The 23,536-nt window shown below is 25.1% G+C and carries 28 protein-coding genes; 22 read left to right on the forward strand and 6 right to left on the reverse strand.

The genetic code is table 11. The features are described 5' to 3' along the window. Positions 1–100: 100 nt before the first annotated feature. Together CP523_RS15500 and CP523_RS15510 are read right to left on the reverse strand one after the other, a co-directional pair. Positions 101–652, reverse strand: coding sequence for a maltose acetyltransferase domain-containing protein (locus CP523_RS15500; RefSeq protein ID WP_066678721.1), 552 nt, complete (start codon positions 650–652; stop codon positions 101–103). 719 nt (positions 653–1,371) lie between these two features. Beyond that, complete coding sequence (locus CP523_RS15510) at positions 1,372–1,731, reverse strand: hypothetical protein (RefSeq protein WP_066678719.1); 360 nt, start codon at positions 1,729–1,731, stop codon at positions 1,372–1,374. A 182-nt stretch (positions 1,732–1,913) separates the two neighbouring features. On the opposite strand from CP523_RS15510, the gene CP523_RS15515 reads away from it, so the two are divergent. The 5 genes from CP523_RS15515 to CP523_RS15535 all read left to right on the forward strand — a co-directional run bounded on the left by CP523_RS15515 (position 1,914) and on the right by CP523_RS15535 (position 5,691). Further along, positions 1,914–2,465: a TetR/AcrR family transcriptional regulator gene (locus CP523_RS15515; protein ID WP_066678717.1), complete on the forward strand. Its 552-nt coding sequence runs from the start codon at positions 1,914–1,916 to the stop codon at positions 2,463–2,465. 149 nt (positions 2,466–2,614) lie between these two features. Continuing rightward, the gene (locus tag CP523_RS15520) at positions 2,615–4,177 is read left to right on the forward strand and encodes a ClC family H(+)/Cl(-) exchange transporter (RefSeq protein WP_066678715.1); all 1,563 of its coding nucleotides are present in this window, start codon (positions 2,615–2,617) and stop codon (positions 4,175–4,177) included. Between the two features lie 64 nt (positions 4,178–4,241). Next, positions 4,242–4,826 (forward strand): hypothetical protein, encoded by a 585-nt coding sequence (locus CP523_RS15525; RefSeq protein WP_066678713.1) that lies wholly within the window; start codon positions 4,242–4,244, stop codon positions 4,824–4,826. A 111-nt stretch (positions 4,827–4,937) separates the two neighbouring features. After that, positions 4,938–5,123 carry a hypothetical protein gene (locus CP523_RS15530; RefSeq protein ID WP_066678711.1) on the forward strand — a complete coding sequence of 62 codons (186 nt, stop codon included), beginning with the start codon at positions 4,938–4,940 and terminating at the stop codon, positions 5,121–5,123. A gap of 19 nt (positions 5,124–5,142) precedes the next feature. Further along, positions 5,143–5,691, forward strand: coding sequence for a hypothetical protein (locus CP523_RS15535; protein WP_083089627.1), 549 nt, complete (start codon positions 5,143–5,145; stop codon positions 5,689–5,691). A gap of 42 nt (positions 5,692–5,733) precedes the next feature. On the opposite strand, the gene CP523_RS15540 is transcribed toward CP523_RS15535, so the two are convergent. Next, entirely contained in the window at positions 5,734–6,192 is a 459-nt protein-coding gene (locus CP523_RS15540) for a hypothetical protein (protein ID WP_066678709.1), read from the reverse strand. A 188-nt stretch (positions 6,193–6,380) separates the two neighbouring features. Here CP523_RS15540 and CP523_RS15545 point away from each other — a divergent pair, with 188 nt between their 5' ends. The 5 genes from CP523_RS15545 (at position 6,381) to CP523_RS15565 (ending at position 10,102) form a co-directional block, all read left to right on the forward strand. Continuing rightward, positions 6,381–7,025 carry a hypothetical protein gene (locus tag CP523_RS15545; protein ID WP_227909510.1) on the forward strand — a complete coding sequence of 215 codons (645 nt, stop codon included), beginning with the start codon at positions 6,381–6,383 and terminating at the stop codon, positions 7,023–7,025. Positions 7,026–7,189: 164 nt separating this feature from the next. Next, positions 7,190–7,825, forward strand: coding sequence for a hypothetical protein (locus tag CP523_RS15550; RefSeq protein ID WP_066678705.1), 636 nt, complete (start codon positions 7,190–7,192; stop codon positions 7,823–7,825). After that, a complete protein-coding gene (locus CP523_RS15555; protein WP_066678703.1) occupies positions 7,822–8,205 on the forward strand; it encodes a GntR family transcriptional regulator in 384 nt (127 codons plus the stop codon). The genes CP523_RS15550 and CP523_RS15555 overlap by 4 nt, the downstream gene beginning before the upstream one ends. After that, a complete protein-coding gene (locus CP523_RS15560; RefSeq protein ID WP_066678701.1) occupies positions 8,206–9,102 on the forward strand; it encodes an ABC transporter ATP-binding protein in 897 nt (298 codons plus the stop codon). It abuts the gene before it with no gap. Further along, positions 9,083–10,102 carry a hypothetical protein gene (locus CP523_RS15565; protein ID WP_066678699.1) on the forward strand — a complete coding sequence of 340 codons (1,020 nt, stop codon included), beginning with the start codon at positions 9,083–9,085 and terminating at the stop codon, positions 10,100–10,102. Before CP523_RS15560 ends, CP523_RS15565 begins: the two co-directional genes overlap by 20 nt. Here the strand turns inward: CP523_RS15565 and CP523_RS15570 are convergent. Then, the gene (locus CP523_RS15570; RefSeq protein ID WP_120141027.1) at positions 10,095–10,484 is read right to left on the reverse strand and encodes a PadR family transcriptional regulator; all 390 of its coding nucleotides are present in this window, start codon (positions 10,482–10,484) and stop codon (positions 10,095–10,097) included. The two genes, CP523_RS15565 and CP523_RS15570, sit on opposite strands and share 8 nt — an antisense overlap. A 170-nt stretch (positions 10,485–10,654) precedes the next feature. On the opposite strand from CP523_RS15570, the gene CP523_RS15575 reads away from it, so the two are divergent. From CP523_RS15575 to CP523_RS15595, 5 genes are all read left to right on the forward strand, one after another. Then, complete coding sequence (locus CP523_RS15575; protein WP_083089625.1) at positions 10,655–10,885, forward strand: hypothetical protein; 231 nt, start codon at positions 10,655–10,657, stop codon at positions 10,883–10,885. A gap of 126 nt (positions 10,886–11,011) precedes the next feature. Then, the gene (locus tag CP523_RS15580; RefSeq protein ID WP_066678695.1) at positions 11,012–11,530 is read left to right on the forward strand and encodes an ECF transporter S component; all 519 of its coding nucleotides are present in this window, start codon (positions 11,012–11,014) and stop codon (positions 11,528–11,530) included. 18 nt (positions 11,531–11,548) lie between these two features. Then, positions 11,549–12,382 (forward strand): pyridoxamine kinase, encoded by an 834-nt coding sequence (locus tag CP523_RS15585; protein WP_083089623.1) that lies wholly within the window; start codon positions 11,549–11,551, stop codon positions 12,380–12,382. Positions 12,383–12,453: 71 nt separating this feature from the next. Beyond that, positions 12,454–13,350: an HD domain-containing protein gene (locus CP523_RS15590; RefSeq protein WP_066678693.1), complete on the forward strand. Its 897-nt coding sequence runs from the start codon at positions 12,454–12,456 to the stop codon at positions 13,348–13,350. A gap of 230 nt (positions 13,351–13,580) precedes the next feature. Then, on the forward strand, positions 13,581–16,175 hold the full coding sequence (locus CP523_RS15595) for a 3'-5' exonuclease (protein ID WP_120141028.1): 2,595 nt from the start codon (positions 13,581–13,583) through the stop codon (positions 16,173–16,175). A 25-nt stretch (positions 16,176–16,200) separates the two neighbouring features. On the opposite strand, the gene CP523_RS15600 is transcribed toward CP523_RS15595, so the two are convergent. After that, on the reverse strand, positions 16,201–17,151 hold the full coding sequence (locus tag CP523_RS15600; protein WP_066678690.1) for an L-lactate dehydrogenase: 951 nt from the start codon (positions 17,149–17,151) through the stop codon (positions 16,201–16,203). A 196-nt stretch (positions 17,152–17,347) separates the two neighbouring features. Here CP523_RS15600 and CP523_RS15605 point away from each other — a divergent pair, with 196 nt between their 5' ends. The 5 genes from CP523_RS15605 to CP523_RS15625 all read left to right on the forward strand — a co-directional run bounded on the left by CP523_RS15605 (position 17,348) and on the right by CP523_RS15625 (position 20,996). After that, entirely contained in the window at positions 17,348–17,677 is a 330-nt protein-coding gene (locus tag CP523_RS15605; protein ID WP_066678689.1) for a hypothetical protein, read from the forward strand. A 117-nt stretch (positions 17,678–17,794) separates the two neighbouring features. Then, positions 17,795–18,736 carry a DUF6414 family protein gene (locus CP523_RS15610; RefSeq protein ID WP_066678688.1) on the forward strand — a complete coding sequence of 314 codons (942 nt, stop codon included), beginning with the start codon at positions 17,795–17,797 and terminating at the stop codon, positions 18,734–18,736. Positions 18,737–18,824: 88 nt separating this feature from the next. Beyond that, positions 18,825–19,373 (forward strand): Yae1 family protein, encoded by a 549-nt coding sequence (locus tag CP523_RS15615; RefSeq protein WP_066678687.1) that lies wholly within the window; start codon positions 18,825–18,827, stop codon positions 19,371–19,373. Between the two features lie 187 nt (positions 19,374–19,560). Further along, positions 19,561–20,790: an IS91 family transposase gene (locus CP523_RS15620; RefSeq protein ID WP_120140379.1), complete on the forward strand. Its 1,230-nt coding sequence runs from the start codon at positions 19,561–19,563 to the stop codon at positions 20,788–20,790. Between the two features lie 14 nt (positions 20,791–20,804). Beyond that, positions 20,805–20,996: a hypothetical protein gene (locus CP523_RS15625; protein ID WP_066677279.1), complete on the forward strand. Its 192-nt coding sequence runs from the start codon at positions 20,805–20,807 to the stop codon at positions 20,994–20,996. 215 nt (positions 20,997–21,211) lie between these two features. Here the strand turns inward: CP523_RS15625 and CP523_RS15630 are convergent, their stop codons facing one another. After that, complete coding sequence (locus CP523_RS15630; RefSeq protein ID WP_066678630.1) at positions 21,212–22,801, reverse strand: IS1182 family transposase; 1,590 nt, start codon at positions 22,799–22,801, stop codon at positions 21,212–21,214. Positions 22,802–22,998: 197 nt separating this feature from the next. Here CP523_RS15630 and CP523_RS16145 point away from each other — a divergent pair, with 197 nt between their 5' ends. Next, a complete protein-coding gene (locus CP523_RS16145; RefSeq protein ID WP_141669551.1) occupies positions 22,999–23,190 on the forward strand; it encodes a hypothetical protein in 192 nt (63 codons plus the stop codon). Between the two features lie 86 nt (positions 23,191–23,276). Continuing rightward, the gene (locus tag CP523_RS15635; protein ID WP_066678628.1) at positions 23,277–23,504 is read left to right on the forward strand and encodes a hypothetical protein; all 228 of its coding nucleotides are present in this window, start codon (positions 23,277–23,279) and stop codon (positions 23,502–23,504) included. Positions 23,505–23,536: the final 32 nt, after the last annotated feature.

Here is a 23,536-nt window from a genome sequence, read left to right on the forward strand (position 1 = left end):
ATGGCTAAATAAAAGAGTAAGTATAAAAACTTACTCTTTTATTAAAAGAAAGTATTAAAAATAATAATAAATATTTATATATGTGATTTAAAAGTTAAAACTATAAAGTTTTTATAATTTTAGCAGGATTTCCTCCTACAACTACATTATCTGGTATGTTTTTGACAACCACAGATCCAGCTGCGACAACTACATTATTTCCAATAGTTACACCTGGTGTTATAACTGAATTTCCACCAATCCAAACATTATCTCCAATAGTTATAGGTTTACCATATTCTAATCCTGATATTCTTATTTCTGAATCTAAGGGATGAGTTGCTGTATATATACAGACTCTAGGAGCCATCATGCAGTTATCACCTATAGTTACTTTGCAAACATCCAATATAATACAATCATAATTAGCAAAAAAGTTTTCTCCTACATAAATATTATACCCATAATCACAATGAAAAGTTGGCTTTATACAAAAATTATTACCTGTTTTTCCGAATAAAGATTTTAATAAATTACTTCTATCTTCAGATAATGAATTGTTAAATTCACTTAAAATTTTCTGAGCTTTAATATGCTCTTTTTTCAGTTCGGTGTCTTCAGCGCAATATAATTCTCCTGATAACATTTTTTCTTTTTCTGTTTTTCCTTTCATCTAATTATCCTCCATTATAAAATTTAATTGATTAAATAACTAAAAATTATATTTATATAGTTATATTGTAACATTATTTATAAATTATAAGTATTAATAAGCAAAATGTTTAATATATTTAGATAGCTTTATCAACATAAGTTAAATTATAAATTTAATACATTATTTTTTAAAAAAGAAGTATGTTATAGTATTAATTTAAAATAATAAAAGGAAATAAAAAAGGTAAAGTAATAATTGAAATTACCTTACCTTCTTTTCGTATATAGCTATCTTAGTAATTTAACAATAATATTAATAATGTGTAATGAAATTAGAACTAAGATAAACATTATCAAAATTACTAGCAATCCAGAATTTTGTATAAGTAATCTAGCTATTTCATTAGAAATATAAGTTAAAATGTAAAACAGAAGAGAGCTACATAGTCCTACAGATATATTATTATACAATTTATACATAACAATATAACCTCCCTTATATAAAACGCTTACCCCCATTTAATATAAGATTTGTAGTACAGTATAATATATTATTTATTAATGAATATTATAACTTGAAGATATAATAATATAAAAATAATAAGTATATTTCATATGACTTTAATTATTTATGTAAACTAGAAATTAGATTTAGATAACATTTTTCTATAGATAATTAAATTTAAAAATGAGATCCTCTAAAAATTTAGAAGATCTCATTTTTAAACTGTAAATTGATTATGTATTTTTAATAAATTTTATAGAGAATTCACCTTCACCAATAATAATAACAGTATCATTTTTAGTAAGATTTCCTATAAGAATAGTAGGGTCATTTGGAGTACATTTTTTAAATAGCCTTAGAGTATTATCAGAGTTAACTACCATTATAACAGCGTTTTTATCTGTACTTACTAATTTAGCAATAGCTTCACAGCTAGTATAAGTAATATTAAAGTTATAAAATCCTTTTTTATATACATCAGAAACTGGAACCGTATTTAGATTATTAAACTTATTTACTGCTAATGTTGGTAATGATAAAAAAGAATAAAATAATAAGGATACTAAAGATAGTACAAAAAACTTTTTTTTCATTAAACAATCATCTCCTTATATAAATATAGTATTGTACATATTTTAAGAAAATATTAATAAAATTTTTATTTAACTTTAGTGTATAATGGTTCTTATTAAAATTATTACTAAAAATATGTTGGGTTATGGGAGTAAATTTGTTAAAATATAAATAGGTAATATTAAGGAGGCGATTTTTACAAATGCCAAAGGTAATAGAAAACATAGAGGAAAAAATATTTGATGCAGCTATAAAACTTTTTGGAGAAAGAGGCTATGAAAATGTTGATATGAAAGCAATAGCCAAAGAAAGTAATATAGCAGTTGGAACTTTATATAATTATTATAGTAATAAAAAAGATTTATATATAAGAGTTTTAGAAACTAGCTGGGAAGGAACTTTTAATAAGATAAAAAAAATATCAAATAGTATTAAAAATGATTTAAATAAGTTAGGAGAAATTATAGAGTGTTTATATTATGATATTAAAGCAAGAAAAGGCTTAGGTCACTATTTTATAAAAGGAAATTTTGAATCTAAAGATAAAGAAGAATTAAATGCTGATAAAATAGTAAAAAAAATTGTATTATCATTATATGAAGAAAATAACACAATAAAAGAAAAAGATGAATTAGAAGTAGAAAAACTAGTATATATATTATTATGTACTATAGTATTATTAGTAAATAAATATAGTACAGAGGATAAAGAAAATGTAGAGATATTAATGAAAATCGTAAATAATTTTATATAATAGACAACATTGAAAAGAGAAAAACCTATTTATTTAGGTTTTTTTGTCTTTTTTTAGTCTATTTATTCAAAAATAAAAAAATATATACTTTGCGTCATAAAGAAAATAAGTATAAAATATTAAAGTGAAATTTAATATTAGGGGGAAATATGGATACAGAAAATACATCAAGAGTATTAACAGGACGAAAAAATTTAAGATTTAAGCTAATAGGAGAAGGAATATTAATAGGATTAATTGCTGGATTAATAATAGTATTAAATAGACTATTAGCTAAATGGGGTACAGAAAATTTTAAAAAGTTTTATGAGTATGCTAGAGGAAACCCATCTAAAATATTCATGGTATTTTTAATACTATGTATATTAGGTTATGTTGTAGGACTTATGGTTGAAAGAGAGCCTATGATATCAGGAAGTGGTATCCCACAAGTAGAAGGAATATTAGTAAAAAAATTAAAAGTAAATTGGTTTAAGGTATTATTTTATAAATTTATAGGTGGAGTTATAGCTTTATCAGCTGGTCTTTCAATAGGAAGGGAAGGTCCTTCAGTACAAATGGGGGCAGCTATTGGTGAAGGTTTTAGTAAAAAATTAAAAAGACTTAATTTAGAGGAAAAGTATCTTATTACATCTGGGGCATCAGCAGGTCTTTCAGCAGCATTTAATGCACCATTATCAGGAGTTATGTTTGCATTAGAGGAGGTTCATAAAAATTTTTCACCTCTTGTATTATTATCAGCAATGGCAGCTGCAATAGCATCGGATTTTATAACAAAGCAGTTTTTAGGATTACGCACAGCATTTGAATTTAGCACAGTTTTAGTATTACCTTTAAAGTATTATTGGACGTTAGTTATATTAGGAATAATTGTAGGAGTAAGTGGCGTTATTTTTAATAAGGGAATACTTAGAACACAAGACATATATGGAAGTATTAAAAATTTAAAAAAGAGATATAAAGTAATGATTCCATTTATAATGTCTGGAGTAATAGGAATAACTGCACCAATATTATTAGGTGGAGGACATGATCTAATAATGTCTTTAGCTACAAGTGGATTTACATTAAAAGTACTTATTTTATTTTTATTAATAAAGTTTATATTCACATTTTGTAGTTTCGGTTCAGGAGTTCCAGGGGGAATATTTTTTCCACTATTAGTGCTTGGAGCTTTAATTGGAAACATATTTGGAGTGGTCGTTTGTAACTTTACAAATATACCAACATTATTTATAGTAAATTTTATAATATTAGCAATGGCAGGTCATTTTGCATCAATTGTAAAAGCACCAATAACAGGAATAGTTTTAATAACAGAAATGACAGGGACTTTTGAACATTTACTTCCTTTAACAATTGTAGTAATGGTATCATATATTACTTCAGATTTATTAAAATCAGAAGGTATTTATGAAAGTTTACTAGAAAGACTTTTAAGGGTTAACAAAGAAGAAAATAAAGAAGAAAATACAAATTGCAAAAAAACACTTTTAGAAATAGGAGTTCATATGGGAAGTTCAGTTTCGGGAGCGAAAGTTAAAAATACAAAGTGGCCTAAAAAAGCTTTATTAGTTGCTATTAAAAGAGGAAATAAAGAAATAATACCAAAAGGTGATACCGAAATATTAGCAGGAGATTATTTAGTTGTTCTTGTTAATGAAGGGGAAGCTAGTGTTATATTGGAGGAAATAAATCAATTAACTATTTAAATATTTTATGATAAAATATTTAGTAAAATAGAGAGTTAATTAGGAGGTAATTGGGAGTGGAAGTATGTTTAAATTTGATTTAATGAATATATTTGAAGGATTAATTAGAAACTATATAAAATTTAATTTAAATAAAGATAGTGATAAGTTTTCCATACTAAAAAAAGAGATAGATTATTTAGTTTCAGTAGGTGAAGTTTTAGGTTATTCTTCTATAGTTACAGGAATTGATAAAGATAATGAATTTATAAATAATAAAATAGAGATAATTTGGCATGATTATGATGATAAAAAAGCAATGCCTAAAGATGAAGTTTTTTATTATTCTATAGAGGAAGATTTAGTAAATGATATAAAATCATTAGATAATTTGTTTAATAATATGAATAAAGAAACTAATAATACATCATTTATGCAAGTTATTGAAGTAGTATCAAAAGAAAGAATATTATATTTAAATAGGTATATGCAAATGGCTAAAGGGCTTTCAGGTAAGGATTCTTTAATTGTATATAGAATAAAAAATATTCTAGAAGGAAAAACTTATTTATATGCTTATCTTTTTAATGGTAATAAGATAGTTAAAGAAAGGGTCGCAGTTTCTTATACAGATGTTTTTGGATTTTTAAAAGCAAAATTTATAGATTAAAGTTAAGTAAGAACTCAGGTTTCAGACTGAGTTTTTTGTTTAAAATCACCTTAAAAAACAAATAATAGTTTTAAGAAATAGAGTTATTATTTTTTAAGGAGGTTATATAAATTGGAGATAGAAAAAGAGAAAATAATAGAAATTTGGAATAGCGATCATAATAAAGTTACTAAGTATACGCAAATAATAAAAAATAATAGCATTAATGAATTTAAGAAAATAGAGGCTAAAAGTTTAAGTTCTTTAATGAATAAAGTAAGAGATCAAGTTATAGAATGGAATTTCAATAATAAATAATACAAAGTGTGGGGGAAAGATGAAAGATATAACAGAATGTATGTTACCAATATCGGAAGAAAGTTTTAAAGGATATATAGATATAAGGTTTAAAAATATACTTCAAGGATTTGAAGAATACAAGAATTCAATTCTTATAAATAAATTTGAAGATAATTATAATAACATAGAAAATAGATTTATAGGTTTTATGGAAGCTGCTTTTGAGATTAATAAGAGTGAAAATGCTGATATTCCATTAATTATAGACTTTTATTTAAGTAATTTAGATGAAAAAGCTTATTTTAACTTATATAATAGCCTAGATGAGGATGATATAGAAACATTAGAGAGAATTAAACTGAATTTTAAAACTAAAACAAATTATTTTATTATTTTGGATAAATCATTAATACCTTTTTTTACTAGATTATCAACTAGGGAATTATTTTTTATAACTTTTTACTATAGATCTTTTCCAACAACTATATGGGGAAATTATGGATTTAAATTTCCTGTATTTTATGAAGATGATAATATATTTAGAAAATATAAAAAATTAGCTGAAAATAATAAATTAAAATTGTAAAATAATTAGTTTAGACTAGTATATCTGTACTAGTCTAAATTTTTAACTACAATAATTAGATTTTAATATAGTAGAAAGTCTAAACTCGCCAGTATCTATTATACGCAAATACCAAGATACTTTAGAATATGTTGATATTTGATAATTAGTAGAAATATTATTAGAGTAATCTTTAAAAATAGGATATAAAACTTCAAAATAAGTATCTTTTTTACAAAGTATTAAAACCATATATTCATTATCACTACATAGATAATTTAGAGAGCTTAATTCTAGTATTAATGAATTTTTATTCAAATTAGTATTGCAAATGTAGATTTCTTTAGTTTTAATATTTTTAAGAATTACGGAGACTTCATCAAATTTATTAAAATCAATATTTTTTAATTTTATATTAAAATTAGTATTAATTAAATGAAAGTCTGTAACTTCAACCTTCACAAATTGAGAGTTTGAAATTTGATTTTTTATAAATAAATTTTCTTCAAGATAATTCTTCATTATAGTCCTCCTTTTAAGTTTTTAATAATATAATATTATTTTTATGATTTTACGTTACATTAATAAGATAAGTATATGATATTTGTTTTAAAAAGATAACTATTATTTAAATTAAAATCAATAATTTAACAGATATATTATTAAAAAAACTACAAAAAATAAATAAAAGCATGAAAGGAGGACTTTTAGTGACAGATAATGTAATCACTACTTTAATATCAGCATCAGCTATTGTGACAGGTTCATTAATAGGTGCTATTTTTAGTTATTATATAAGTAAAAAAACTACTTCAAAATCTATAAAAGAGCAATATAGAATACAAGAAGCAAATAGAGAGTATGAAGAAAAATATAAAATAAAAGAAAAGTGTACTTATGCAAATGTAGTGAGATTAGATATATGTACAGCGATATTTCAAAGTATTAGAACTCTTCAAAACAAAGAAGAAATATCATATTTATATATTCTACCTATAAGTACTGAATATCAAAAAGCAGTTGCATCATTAAGTGACAAGTACTCTTTAAAGGAATTAAGTTATATATACCAACTTTATGGAATTATAGAAAAAGTTAATAAAGACATATATAATTGGAATTATAATGATTTAGAAGGGGATAAAATTATAAAAAGAGGGTTTTTAGATATATTAAAAAAAATATATGGTGATAATTATAAAAAAATATTAAATACAGATATTGATAAGCTTTCATATGAGGATCTTTATAATAATGATTTAATAAAAGAAGGGTATAAAGAAGTTTTAATGATTTTAGACAATTTATGCTATACTGAAAATTTAATCAAGGAAAGAAAAGAGCAATCACAATAAAGAGTTGATTGCTTTTAATTTATATAAAAATTAAGAAAAAATTAAACTTTAATAAGATTATTAATAAAATATTAATATTAAATAGTAAAATAATGTAATATAATAATAGTGTATTATATGATATAGTACACTTAGTCAATATAGTATAAATAAGGAGGATATTCATGAAAAAATCAACATTATTAGCAATTGGAATACTAGTATCAATAATTTTTATAATAACTATTTTTACAAATAAAATAGATGTGTATGATAAAAAAATTAAACATACTAAAGAAATTGATGCTATACAAGATTTTATATGCTATTCAAACGTATTAGAAGAAGTTAAGAATAATAAAAGGAATTATTATAAGTTAGTTAAAACAAATGAGTTCTATGAAAGTATATCTAGAAGATATAGGTTATATTTAGGAGATAATAAACATCAAAGTAATTTATTGGGGAGAAATCCATTTCCAGCTTTTATAGAGTATAAGATAGAGAGTCCTACAGATAATGAAATAAATTATATAAAAAAAATACATGATAATTCATATTCTACAATTGAAAACTATCCTATTCCTAAATCTATAGAATACTTTAAAGTAACAGGAAAATATATTAACTGGGATAATTTAAAAAGAAATGATATAAACGAAAATGGAACTGTAAAAGAAGAATTTTTAAGAAAAGAGAATTTAAATGAAGAATCAATTTACAATGGAAGTTGTATTATTGTTATTGTAGATGAAGGTGAAGGATATGTAGTTGATTATTATGAAATTCTTAATGAATTTTATGGGGAGGTATATAGATGATAAGGATAGATGCTAGAAGTAGTACCCCTATATATGAACAGATAATAATTAAAATAAAAGAGCTTATATTAAAAGGTATTATTAAACCAGGTGAAAAGCTTCCTTCTGTTAGAGAATTATCTAGCATTATAACTGCCAATCCTAATACAGTAAGTAAAGCTTATGGAGAATTAGAAAGAGATGGAGTAATAGAAAGTTTGAGAGGTAGGGGAACATTTGTGGTGGAAGATTATAAGCCAATATTTTCAGATAAGAAATTTGAAAAAATTAAGGAAGAATTAAAAAAGATAATGTTAGAGGCTAAATATTTAGGTTTAAAAAAAGAGGACTTAATAAAGGCCCTTAATGAATGTTTTAATGATATGGAAGGAGAAAATTAGATGTTAAAAGTTAATAATTTATCATTAAAATTAGGGGATAAAAAGATATTAGAGGATATTAATTTCAATGTAAAAAAAGGAACCATATTAGGCTTAGTGGGACCAAGTGGAGTTGGAAAAACCTCTTTAATTAAAGCTTTAGTTGGTATTTATGAAGGAAATGGAGGAGAGATTTTATTAAATGAAGAGAAAATATATGATAATTCTGAAGTGAAGAAAAAAATAGCATATGTACCAGATGAACATAATAGTTTTTATTTAATAAGCATTAAAGAGATTGTTAATTATTATAAATTAATATATGATAATTTTGATGAAAATAGGTTTAATAAAATAAATAGTATATTTAAAATTCCAATAAATAAAAGGTTTTTTCAACTTTCTAAAGGTATGAAAGTAAGAGTGAATTTAATGCTTGCATTATCATTAAATGGAGAACTTTTAGTGTTAGATGAACCTACATCAGGTTTAGATCCCATTTTAAAAGAAAAAGTACTAAAACTTATAATGGAAGAAGTTATTGATAAAGAAAGGGTAATTATTATTAGTTCTCATAACTTAATAGAACTTGAAAGAATATGTGATGACATAATAATGTTAGATGAGGGTAAAATAGCATATCACAATTCTTTAGAGGGAATAAAGAAAAATATAAAAAAAATACAAGTTGCCTTTGATATGCCAGTATATAAAGAAGATTTAAATATAGATGGAATATTTAGTATTTCTCAAATAGGAAGAGTTTTTACAATAGTAACAGATAAATATGATAATATTTTTAAAGAGAAATTGGAAGAGTTTAATCCGTTATTTATAGAAGAGATAGATTTAAGTTTAGAAGAAGTATTTATTCATAAATTAGAAAAGGAGGATGATTATGAGGAGATATTTAAATAAAAGTTTATTTTATCAAGGTGATTCTAATATTTTGCCTCTATTATTGGTATGTTATACTGGTATATTTTTTATATTAAATCTATTAATTAATGATTGGTTTATATGTATTCCAAGTCAAGTTTTATATACTACAAATTATAAATATCTTAAATTAATTGTAGATACTGATATTATAATTATACTATATTTGTATATTTTTATGGTATATAGTATATCAGTAGGTATGTTTAAAAGAAAAAAGTGGGCAACTCTTTTATCAGGGCCATTTACTAAAAAAGATGTTAGAAGAAGGGAATTATTAATAGTAATAATTTCAACAATAATATTTTTTATAATGTATTTTTTGATAGTCTGGAAAGGATATATAAGAAATTATGAATTAATTAGTTATTTAAATAATTTTAAAAACTTAATAGCAATTGATTTAATAAAAATGATCTCTTTATCACTTTTTATTATAGGAGTATTATTTTTGTTAGATTCAATTTTTTCGAATCTTTATTTTTTAATTTTTTCAGTAGTATTTTTAGGTATATATGGTTTATCATTTTTATATAATACAAATATGATAATATCTGGACTAAAAGTTGATTATAGACAACATATCTTTAATTTTGTGAATGAATTTTTGTTTAATAATAACTATTATGATTTAAATATAAGGAGGATTTTATTGGTTTTAGGAATTATTAGTGTAATGGGAATAGTTTTTTTGATAATTTCAAGTGTATTAACTAATAAAATCAAAGTTGAAAATATGACTGAGAGTATAATGTTTGAGTTCCCTAAAATAATAGGAAGATTTATGGCATATACTTTTATAGGATTAATTTTATCTCCAATAATAATAAATTTTATAAATTATTATATTTTTTATTATGAATTAACTTGGGGTATGGAAATAACTTTTAGGATTTTATTAATAGTAGTTTTATCAATAATATCATATTTGTTTATACAGAAATTAAAAAGGAAAAGAAAAAGCGGGTTAATTATTTAACCAGCATTTCTATCATAACATCTAAAGTTGATTTTGTTTTATTTAGGTTATTAACATAGTCACTAATATGATTTTTATAAAAATATACTCCTTCATCAGTGATGGAGTATATTTTTTTGCTTCTTTTATTTAAAAATTCATCTCCACTCCAATGGCTTTTTACATAGCCTTTTGTTTCTAAATCATAAAGTGTTTCATATATAGTACTAGATGATACAGGAAAAGGAAGTTCAGAATATTCAAATCTATTTTTAAAAGCTTCTAATACCTTATTTCCAAATATAGTTTCTCCTTTAGCAAGCTCTTTAAGAATATAAAAGCTATAAAGCATCTTAGTATTAACAACGTTTCTAGGGGCAACTAGTCTATTTCTTTTATCCATAAATTAAATCTCCTTAATATAATTATAATTTAATTGTAACATATTTAAATATAAAAATCTATTTAAATAATATCCTCGTAAATGATAATTAATTAAAAATATAATTTATAGAACCAAAACTATAAAAAAAGAATACTATATAATATACGAAAGAGTAGGAGTTGGTGAACATGTCAAAGAGATCATGTAAATCATGCTGTTGTTGTAACAGATGTTGTAACAGTTGCTGTTCACGAGGTTGTGGATGTGGTAATAGTTGTGGATGTAACTTCAATAATTGTTGTGGCTGCGGTGGCGGCTTTGGAGGTTGCGGTGGCGGCTTCGGAGGCTGGGGAGGCTGCGGTGGCGGTTGGTTCCCACTATTATTTATACTATTACTATTTGGCGGCTGTTGCTGGTAAAAGAATAAGTAAAAGGGTGCAAAAGCACCCTTTTATTTATAAAAAATATATTGTATGGATACATTTGACTAAATTAGAATAAATAAATATCATATAGAAGGAGAAAAAAATTTAGGGGGATTAATAATGAATTTTAAAACAAAAAGGTTGGTAGTTATTGCACTACTTGCAGCTATGTGTTATGTAGGAACATTTATAAATATTAGAATACCAATTGGGGGTTCAATGTCGATGGTTCATTTGGGAACTACGGCTATTTTTATAGCAGCGGTACTTATTGGAAAAGATGCTGGCCTAGCCGGGGGAATTGGATGTGCACTTTTTGATTTATTAAGTGATTTTGTAGCATGGACAATACCAACTTTAATAGTAAAAGGATTAACAGGATATGTAGCAGGAAAAATATCATTTGCTAATGGTAAAGAAGGAAATAGTTTTAAATATAATATAGCAGGATTTATAGTAGGTGGATTAGTATCACTTATAGGATATTTTATAAGTAATTTACTTATATTCGGGAAAACATGGGCGGTTGCAGTAACTAGTTTAAGTACATCACTAGTTACAACTACAATAGGAGTCATTATAGCTGTACCTTTAGCAACTGCAGTTAAGAAAGTAGTTAAAAAGTCTAATTTAATATAGTAAAAAGGGGTGGTAATTTTGAAAAAACCAATTAATAAAATAGCCATTCTTCATGATATGTGTGGTATAGGAAAAGCTGCTTTAACTAATGTAATGCCGGTATTAAGCATTATGGGTATAGAATGTTGTCCTATACCCACTCTTATTTTATCTACACATACTGGAGGATTTGGAAAACCAGTAATAAGATATAATGTACAGTTTATAGAAGATTCAATAAATCATTATAAAGAAAATAATATAAGTTTTGATGGAATATTTATTGGATACTTAGGAACTAGAGAGATTTTAAGAAGTACTAAAAAATTTATAACTAATTTTAATAAACCTAAGATAATTTTATTTGACCCTATTTGTGGTGATTCAGGAAAACTTTATTCGAATTTTAATAAAGAGTATGTAGAAGATTTAAAAGAATTAATAAAACTATCAGATATAATAACACCAAATTTTACAGAAGCATGCTTATTAACAAATAAACAAATTAAAACTACAGCAACATTAGAGGAGGTTGAGGAAATAGCAAAAGATTTAGTGAGGCTTGGAGCTAAAAATGTAATAATAACAAGTTTACCAGCTAAAGAAGGGGAAATTGGTATAGCAATATATAGAAGTGATTTGGATGAATTTTCAATAATATCTCATAAAAAAGAAAAAAAGAGCTATCCTGGAACAGGGGATATTTTTGCAGCTGTATTACTTGGGAATATTATAAATGGTTTATCAGTAGAAATGTCAGTAGAAAAAGCAAGTAAATTCGTACTTGATTGTGTAAGAGAAAGTAATAAATATAATTATCCAACAAAAGAAGGGGTTTTATTAGAAAAATGCTTACATAAAATACTTAATTAAGTTATTAATGAATTAGAAATATTTAATAGAGAAATAATAATTATATAATAACTTAAGAAGGAGACATAATGATGGATCATAAATATTTAAAAGATGTAAAAAATGGTGAGAAAATAGAAAGTTGTTTGATGGTAATGAAAATATTATCAATAGAGGATAATAGTATAATAGCCTATATAGGAGATAAGACATCAGAAGTTAAGGCGATAATAACATATAAGGATTCTACTCCAAAAGTTGGGGAAGTTATTATGGTTAAAGGGATTTTTAAATCTCCTTTTAAAGTAGAAGCAATAAAAAAAATAGAAAAATTTGACGTATATACATATATTCCATCTGTTAAAAGACCAGTTGAAGACATAATAAAAGAACTTGATGAGATTACTAGAGATGAGTTTAAAAGTCCTGAAGTAATAGCTATAAATGATTATTTTTTCAAAAACGAAGAGTTTTTGAAAAAATTTAAGATGGCAATAGGAGGTGTATATCATCATCATAATTATTTAGGAGGATTAGCAGAACATACATTAAATGTAACATATTTAGCTAAAGTATTTGCCCATAGATATGATTGTAGATATAAAGAATTAGCTATATTAGGTGCTAAGCTCCATGATATAGGAAAAGTAAGAGAAATGTATTATGGTGGACCTTTTGGCTATACACTAGAAGGAGAAATGGAAGGACATATAGTTATAGGTGTATCTATGCTTGAAGATGCTTTTAGAGAGAATAAGGAAATGTATTCTGACGAGTTTAAAGAGAGATTAAAAGGCATAATAGTTCAACATCATGGTAAACTTGAATATGGATCACCAAAATCACCAAAGAGTCAAGAATCTTTTATAGTCCATTATGCAGATTATGTAGATGCAACATTAAATAAAGTAGATATAATTTCACAGGGGATAAATCCTGGCCAATGGACTGATTATGAAAGAAGAATAGAAGGAAGATTACTTTTATAATAAAAATATCAAATTATATCTTAATGATGCATACTATGAATGCTTCAAACTTCACCTGGTAAATATTTACGCATAAAGAGATAAGTATAGTACAATAATTTATTCAACATTATATTAATTAAAAAAACAATATTTAAGAGAACAGTAAATTAAGTTAAGCACTTATTCACAAATGAATAAGTGCTTTTTGTGTTATAATATTATAAAAAAATAAAATTGGCGGTGAGTTAATGCCAACTAGTCTTAATATAAAACAGAGAGAAGTTGTAGAAGAACTTGATAAAAATATTTTATTGCTTGCATCGGCAGGAACAGGGAAAACAAATACTTTAGCATATAGAATTTCTAATATAATAGAAAAAAATAGAGCTAAAGAAGAAGAAATATTATGTATTACATTTACAAATAAGGCAAGTAAAGAAATGCAAGAAAGAATTGAAAGGATATTGAAAAAAAATAGTAATAAAGTTATTATTAAAACTTTTCATAGTTTTTGTTTTGATATATTAAAGAAACAAGCTAAAAAAAGTACTGATATATACACAGATTTTGTTATATTTGATGAAGAGGATTGTAAAGAAGTTATAGGAACAGTTAATTATTTTAATTTTCCTCTACTTTCTCTTCAAAATTTTATTTCCTTAATAAAAGAAAATATAGGAATGTTAAATTTGTATTCAGATAATTCATTAAAAGATTATGAAGAGGTTATAAAGAGAGTATATAAGGAAAAATATGAAGAAATTAAAAGAATATGTGTATCTGAGGAATATTCTACTAATTATAATATGATAAATATATTAGAAAAAGAAGGCGCTAAAATTGTACAAAGTTACAATAGTGCTTTATACAATAACCATGGATTAGATTTTAATGATCTTATTATAAAAGTACATCAATTATTTAAAGATACTACTGTAGTAGAAAACTTAAGAAGAAAATTTAAGTATATAAGTATTGATGAAGTTCAAGATACTAGTTACTTGGAATATGAAATAATAGAGAAATTATTTTATGGAAGTAATATATTGCTTTGTGGTGATCAATTTCAAACAATATATCAATGGAGAGGATCTATTCCAGATTTAATAATAAAGGATTTTACTAAAAAATATAATCCGAAAGAGATAGTTTTTAATGAAAATTATCGTGCAACTAAAAATCTTATAGATGCATCTTTTAGGTATTTAAAAAATACTTTTTCTATGGAAGTAGAAAAAGTATATAAAAATCAAATCAAAGCTGTAAATAATATGGATGGAGAAAAAATTTGCTTTAATTCGTTAAATAATATAAAAGATGAGGCAAGATTTATATTTGATGAAATAAAAAAGTTAGATATAAAAGATATTTCTAAAATTTGTGTACTTACTAGAAACAATAGATATAATACTAATTTATCTAAGGAATTTATTAGACTTAATTTAAATTTACCAAAAGAAGAAAGATTAAATTTTATACTAATCGATGAATTTAGGTTTTTTAGAAGGCAGGAAATTAAAGATATTATAGCAACTTTAAAATTATGTGTAAATAAATATGATTCAAATAGCTTAAAGAGAATAATTAAAAGATTTAAGTTTGGTATATCTTCTAAAATTATTGAGATTATAGAATCAGATATATATAAAGAAGTAGGAATAAGTATTAATGATTTCATAGATAAGAAAACTCATATTTATGGTGAAAAATACTCATTACTCGTAAAAGAGTTTAATAATAATAATCTAATTGTCTTTGATGTTGAAAGTACAGGTGTGGATACAACAAAAGATGAAATAATACAAATAGCTGCAATAAAAATAGACTCACAAGGTAAAATAATAGATAAGTTCCAGAGGGTGCTTAAAAATAATAAATCAGTAATGAATTCAGAAAGAGTACACGGATTTAGTGATGAATATTTAAAAGTACATGGAGAAGATAAAATAAAGGTTCTAAAAGAGTTTTTAGAATTTTCTAAAGAAGCACTTATTGTTGGACATAATGTCCAATATGATATAAATATATTAAATAGTGAATTAAAAAGAAATAATTTGGGGTCTCATAGTTTTTTAGATTTTTATGATACATTAGAAATATACAGAAGATTCTATCCTAATTTAGAAAATTATAAATTAGAAACATTAAGTAGAATTTTTAAAATAAAGAATAAACCAACTCATGATGCAATGGATGATATTTTAGCAACTGCAGATCTTTTAGTGATAGCTATAAAAGATAAAATAATACCTTTAGCATTTGAGAGACAAATGTTAACAGGAAAATACTTGGGAAATTTTAAAGAATTAAGTGTAAAGCTTGAAAAATTAAAAGAGGAAAGTAAATTTAAAAGACCTAAAGATATAATAGTTAAAGTTATTAAAGAGTTTAATATTAAAAAATTATATGAAAAAGAGCCACAAAGAATTTTTAGATTAAGAGAGTTCTATTCTATTTCTAAGGAGTTAGATGATTTTCGATTGAGTCCAGAGGATTCTATGATAGAGTTATTAAAAGTAACATCCCTTTCAAATGGAGATATGGAAAGAATATTAAAAAATCAATCAAGAATTCCTATAATAACAGTTCATCAAGCTAAAGGACTAGAATTTGATTATGTATTTTTAGCAGGCATGGAAGAAAATGTATTTCCATCATACCAATCAATAAAGAGCTCTAATTTGAAAGAAGAGGAAAGAGTTTTCTATGTAGCTATTACTAGAGCTAAAAAGAAGCTTTACTTAACTTATTCAAAAAGCTCAAATGGAAAAAGAAATAATATAAGTAGATTTATATTTAAAATACCAAAAGAATTTATAAAAAATATAAGTACCGAAGTTTAAAATCTTGGTACTTATATTTTAAAAATTAAATTTTTGCTTTAGAAAGATGGTTTATTAATAAGTCAGCAGATTCTTTAAGTTTAGATATTTCATCTTGGGAAAGAGGAACTTCAAGAATTTTTTTTGCTCCATTTCTATCTATTATAGTAGGAATAGCAAGATAAACATCATTTATATCATATTGACCTTCAAATAAAGAAGAAACAGTAAGAATAGAATCCTCATCTCTTAAAATAGCTTCTACTATTCTAGTTATAGCTAATCCAACCGCATAATTTGTATAACCCTTTCTATTTATTATTTCATAAGCAGCATTTTTAACTAAATTAGGTATTTCATATTTAAATTTTTTGTCGCATTTAGAGCAAACAGTATCACAATAACTATCAGCATCCATTCCAGCAATATTTGTTAAACTCCAAGCTGTAATTTCAGAGTCACCATGTTCACCTATTATATAAGTATGAACATTTCTAGCATCTATATCAAAATGCTCGCTTAACATATATTTTAATCTTGAAGTATCTAAAACAGTACCTGATCCAATAACTCTATTTTTAGGAAAACCTGATAATTTATAAGTTATATAAGTTAATATGTCTACAGGATTTGAGACAACTAATAAAATTGAGTTAGGGCTATACTTAACAACTTCGGGAATAATGTCTTTAAATATATTTAGATTTTTATTTATTATATCAAGTCTTGTTTCACCAGGTTTTGGGCCTATTCCAGCAGTAATAATTACAATATCAGAGTCTTTAGTATCCTCATAAGTTCCAGATTTAACATCTACTGCTTTAACAAAAGCAGCACCATGTGATAAATCCATAGCTTCAGCTTCAGCCTTTTCTTTATTTATATCAACGATAACAATATCAGAAGCTAAGCCTTGTATCATTAAAGAATAGGCAGTAGTAGAACCTACAAAACCAGCTCCTATTATAGAGATTTTATTTCCTTTTTCTTTTATCATTTTCATCACTCCTAAATAATATTTGCAAATAAAGAAGAGTAAAATAGTATGATTAATTTAGTAATATTATATATCATTTAATAATAATTATCAATATACATTTTCATTATAAGTATATAATTTGTAATAGTGACAAACTATATACATATGATGTATTATAAAATAGTTAACAATGAAGTTGAAACGGGTGGGATATATGTTTAATGATAATAGAGGATATTGTGAACATTGCAAAAAGATACAACCATATATATTAAAGGGTAAAAAGGTAACTAAGGATTTAAATATTGGTAGAATAGAAGTTGTAGAAGCTTCAGCATATTGTTTAGTTTGCAATGAATTAATTTATTCGGAAAAGGTAAGAGAAAAAAATAAAAAAGAAGTTGAGATAGCTATTGAAAAGCTTCAGGAAGAAATTGAAATACTTCATATGTTAAGAAGTTCAAAAACTAGTAAGCTTATATCAGATGCTTCTGACGAAAAGATTTTAGAAGAAATAAAATCTATATTAAGGGACAAAAATTAAAAATAAACTTACTTAAACTTTAAGTAAGTTTATTTTTTTATGTCATTTTAAGATACTGTGTTAAATATAATATATTGGAAGGATTATAGAGTTTCTTAAAAAGTAAAGGGGGACAGCATGGATAACAATCTACTTGATCTTTTTATTTATATGGATGAAAGTTTGATTAAAAATATGAATGCATTAGCATTAAATGGATATATAGATATAAAAACAGTAACAAATATAAAAGATAGAACATTATCAGGAAATATTAACATTAGTAATAGAGAGGCATGTGGAAATGGTGAAAAACAAGGGAAGGATAAAACTGATGGATATAAGGTAAGACATCATTTTCTAGATAATAATTATCAAAATACCAAAGGTATTGATGGAGGAGTGGAAGGTAAAGAATATGATAGAATACAAGAACAATTTCAAAGAATAAACACTACTTTTTTATTACATAATGAATTGGTGAGTTCCTTATATGATAATAATAATATTAAATTAATTGAAAGTGAAAATATTGTTGAAGAAGATCTTACAGAAGGAGAAATTATAGAAGTTCAAGGGGAAATTACTACTTTATCTATAGTTCCATATTTAAATACATTAATTAATACATTAATTTGTTATAATACAGAATTTTTAGATAGCCTATTAAAAGATTCAAAATTAAAAGGGTTAAACTATACAGTTATAGTTAAATTATTAGAATGTATGAAAAATTGCATTACAGAAAATGGAACTGAAGAAATGGTTTTATCCAATGGGAAAAGTTATATAATTTTAGTAGTTAATAACACATATTTTTTAAATTCTAAAGCATGTATGTATGATTTTACAAGTTGTCCTTGTAGAGTAATAGGAAAAACTATGAAGATTTGTTGTAGCAATGAGAAATTAAGTTTATTTCGAAAATCTTCTCAAGAAGAATATTACGAAAAATTGCTAAAATCAATGGATCCATATTTTGATATTTTAGAAAAAAATGGTATATTATTACCTAATAAGCCAGATATAAGTATAAAGGGTAAAGCTACAGTTATGTTACCTATAAGTATTTGTATATAAAAGTAATTCTAATTTTTCATAATGTCAAAAAATTAATAATCTGCATATTATATTAGTAGAAATATGTCTTACTAAGGAGGAGAATATAATGTGTGAGTACAATTATTCTAACAATGAATGTAATAATATTGGAGTAGTTAGTAGCAATAATGCTGGATTAAGTAATGATTGCAGAAATGCATATAGAATGGGATATAACAGAGGTTTTTGTTGTGGAAACGAACAAGGATATAAAGCTGGATATGAAGATGGGAAAAAAGAGGGCTGTGAAAAAGGATATGCTAAGGGATTAAAAGATGGTTGTGAAAGAGGCTATGCAAAAGGTTTAAGAGATGGAGCAGAATGCGCATATAAGAAAGGCTATGAAAAAGGTTATAGAGATGGCTCTCAAAAAGGATACCAAAAAGGTTACGAAGATGGAAGAGAAGCTGGAGTTAGAGAAGGTTTCCAAAGAGGAAAAGCTTATGGATGTAGAGAGGGTTACAAAAAAGGATATAAGGATGGATATCTAGCTGGATTAAATGCAGCTCAAAATAATGGCTGCGAAGATACTTCAAATTGTGGAGATGATTTTGACTTTGAAGACAATACTTGTAGTAGTAGCAGTGGAAGATGGAACGAAAATGACTGTTGTTAAAATTTTCATTTAAATTTAAGCTAAAATAAAGGGGCTGTCTCGTAAATGATTTTTAATCATTTACGTAGACGGTCTTTTTTAATGTACAGGAAAGTATAAAAATTTTGCAGGCTGAAAGTTAGATATTATCTAGCTTTTAGCCTTCAAATATGTTAGATTAATTAATTATAAATTAGAGGTTTAACAGATGAAAAAAGGTAAAATAAAAAGAATATTGGAAGACCATTGGAAAGAGTTTGAAAAGTTATATAAAAATAAGATTAGACCTAATGTTAAAAAGGAAGTAGAAAAAGTTTTAAAGTGTAAAGATACAAAGTATGGATTTATTGAATTGAAGTGTAATAATTGTAATACTACAAAGAGAATCGGATTTACATGTAAAAGTAGATTTTGTACTTCATGTGGAAAGATTTATACGGATAATTGGATTGATAATATGTTGGGAAATTTAATAAATGTTAGGCATAGACATATAGTTTTTACTATACCAAAAGAATTAAGAGAATTCTTTGGACTGGATAGACAAAGACTTAAGATATTGCCGAAGTGCGCAGCGAGAGCTGTTACGAGTTGGATGCATAGTTTAAATAGAAAGGAGGAATTCACACCAGGTATAGTAACTGTAATACATACATTTGGAAGAGATTTAAAGTGGAATCCTCATGTACATATGATGGTTACAGAAGGAGGGAGAGGAAATATAACAGAATGGAGGCATATAAGGCACATATCTTATGAATCATTAAGAAAAAGATGGCAAAAGGTTTTGTTAGATGAAATAACTTATATAAATGGAAATACAAAAGAAATTAAATTACTAAAAAATAAACTATATAAAGAGAAAGATAAAGGTTTTTATGTTCATGCTAAAACTGAGATAAAATCAGCGAAGACAGCAGCAAAATATGTAGGGAGATATGTGGGACGTCCTGCGATAGCGGAATCAAGGATTCTTAAATATGATGGTGAAAATGTGACTTATAAATATACTAGACATGAAGATAATAAGGTCATAGTTGAAACTGTACATGTATATGAGTTCATAAAAAGAATAATAAGACATATTCCAGAGAAAAATTTTAAAATGATAAGATACTTTGGAATTTATTCTAGAAGAAGCAAAGGAAAATTTAATTTTATAAAAATGATAGATGAAAAGATATTAAGTATAAGAAGATCTATAGCAACTTGGGAGAATAGAATACTGGCAATAAGTGGTGTAAATCCGTGTAAATGTCCTAACTGTGGTAATAAAATGAGATTTCATGATATTGTATATCCTAAATATGGGTCCATGAGGGAACGGCTGAGAATTAAGATTATAGAAGAGAATGAAGAAAAATTAGAAAAGGCTATAGAAAATTATGCTATTACTAAACGTATATTAAGTGGTAAAATAATTCCGAAAACAACTTAGTTGGAGGAAGTAAAATGAAAACAGAGGAAATATTATATATTTGTACTATTTGCGGAGCTAAAGAAAATATTCCTAAAGAAGTAGTTGAATATTTTGATGAAATGGATCAAAGCAATGTTGATGAACCACCATGCTTTTCATGTGAAAAGTGCGGAGGAGTAATGAGGCCTAAAGAGTATACTGGAGTATATGGAATAAAGTATTAATTAATAGGAAAAATATAGCATAGAACAGATATCGGTTCTATGCTTTTTAAGGTACTTAAAATTAAATTCCCGAAGGGAGCGTGGCGAAAGCCACTTTTTTATGGTTTTTTCAATATTTATTCATTATATTTATAGTAATTATTGTTATATTTAATACTTTAAAGCACAACAAATAGAAGGTAGTAAAATCACCTCCTATTTGTAAAATTATAACTTTACTCCATTTTCATTTTATGTAATAATATTCTATTTATATTTGTTAGTGTTTTATTAAACAACTTTTTGATATCGTAAGCGAAGCAAAGAAGTAGAAATTCTATTTTTATATTTTTCTTACCTCTTAATAAAAATCTCCTAAAACCGTAGTCTTGCTTTAGTACTCCAAATGCACACTCAACTTGAATAGAACGATTCATCCTTAATAACTTCCCTTCATGGGTGGTTATTTTATTTAATGATTTTTCACGATATTTTATAAAATCTTTTGAAACATGAAGTCTTTTATTTCCTTTAGCTTTAGTACAGGTATTCTTATAAGGACAATCATTACAATTTTCACATTCGTATATTGTAATTTCAGATATATAACCAGATTTTGATGTTCTATATTTAGTTGATACTGGAACTATCCTTTTCCCGAAAGCACAAATATAAATATCATTTTTAACATCATAGTTCATATTTTCTCTTTTACTTATATCATTTTTAAACTTTTTACTCTTGGACTTTTCATAAGTTTGAGGTTTGATATATGAATTTTGTTTATGTTCAGATAGATACCTATAATTTTCTTCACTTTCGTATCCAGCGTCAGCTATAACATTTTCAAACTTAACAGGTAATTCTTCTTCCAGTTTATCTAAGAATGGAATAAGAGTTAATTGGTCTGAACGTTCACTTGATATATCAATACCAACAATATATTCACCTTCAACCCCTATTTGAATGTTATATCCTGGCTTTAATTGCCCATTCTTCATATGGTCTTCCTTCATGTGCATGAAGGTTGCGTCTTTATCTGTTTTTGAAAAACTATTTCGTCCATTAAATGTGTTATTATAATCATCATATTTACTTTGCTTTTCAATAAATTCTTCTAAAGATTCTATGTATTTTTGTAAAGCACTTTTTCTTTTGCCTTTACATTGCACAAATGTAATATTATTAGCTATTTTTATATCATCAAGTTTGCTTAGTATAGCCTTTACTTTTTCTACTGATATTTTACCTTCAATTTTACCAACATTAATTTTAAAATCTTTAAATATATCAGATAAAATTAAGTTAATTTTTTTTTGAAGTTTTGCTTCAAACTTATCAGTAGTCTTTTTCCAAACAAAAGTATATTTATTTGCATTCGCTTCGATTTTTGTTCCATCAATAAATATATTTTTATATTTTATTTCCTCCATTTTGCCTAATTTACATATTAATTGATTAAATAAATCGTCAATGCAATTTTCTAATCTATTAACTCTAAATCTAGCAATTGTATTGTAATCGGGAGCCTTTTGCCCCTGCAAAAGCCAGATAAAATTAATATCACGTTTGCACGCTTTTTCAATCTCTCTACTAGAGTATAATTTATTCATATATCCATATATTAAAATTCTAAATAAGATGACAGGATCAATTACTGGATTTCTACCTAATGTAGAGTATGTATTATATAATCTTGTATAATCTAATCCCTCCGTAACTTTAAATAGCAATCTCACTGAATCATCTTCACATGGTATAAAAGGAACCTGGATTGGGAAACCTATTTGATGCATAGGTATCACATTTTTTGTGAAGTTTTTCATATATATACTATGCGCAAAAAAGGAAGTTCCAATTCGAACTTCCTTTTTTTTTCGCTAAGTATCAAAATTTATTTTGATACAGCTCTTTTATTTCTTTTAAGATAAATATTACATTAATTTTAGCATATTTCAATTTTCAAAAGAATAGATACTATTAAGAGCATAAAAAAGGACAGAAAATATACAGAGGTGATATTATGAACAAGGATAAAATAAAGGAGTTGTACGTGAAAACTTTTCATAACTTCGATGAAAGATTATCTTTAGATAAGATGGAAGAAGAACTAATAAATTATTATAATGCAGCAGGCTTTGACATTGATACATTAGAGAAATTGATGGAAACTATAGATAAAGAATCAAGAAGATTAATTAGAACAAATAGATAATTAACTTTTTAGATTAAATAAACTAAAGTTAAAATTCACTATAATATAGGCTACTGAATATATTTATTTTATGGAGGTGTATATTTATGAAAAGTGATAAAATACCTAAAAACTTTAAAGATGTATTTTTAAGCGTAAGGAAAATTATAGCATTATTAGTTACAATAGTCTTTTGTTATCTTAGTATTGTTGGAAAAATTAATTCATCAGAGTTTATACCGATTTTTAGTATGATTATAGGTTATTACTTTGGAAAATCTACGGCTTTAGATAATAATGCATCTGAGAAAAATAATGAAAAAGTAATTAACTAATATAGATTAACATAGTGGAAATAGAATAATAT

Source organism: Clostridium septicum, from assembly GCF_003606265.1.
Classification (GTDB): domain Bacteria; phylum Bacillota; class Clostridia; order Clostridiales; family Clostridiaceae; genus Clostridium; species Clostridium septicum.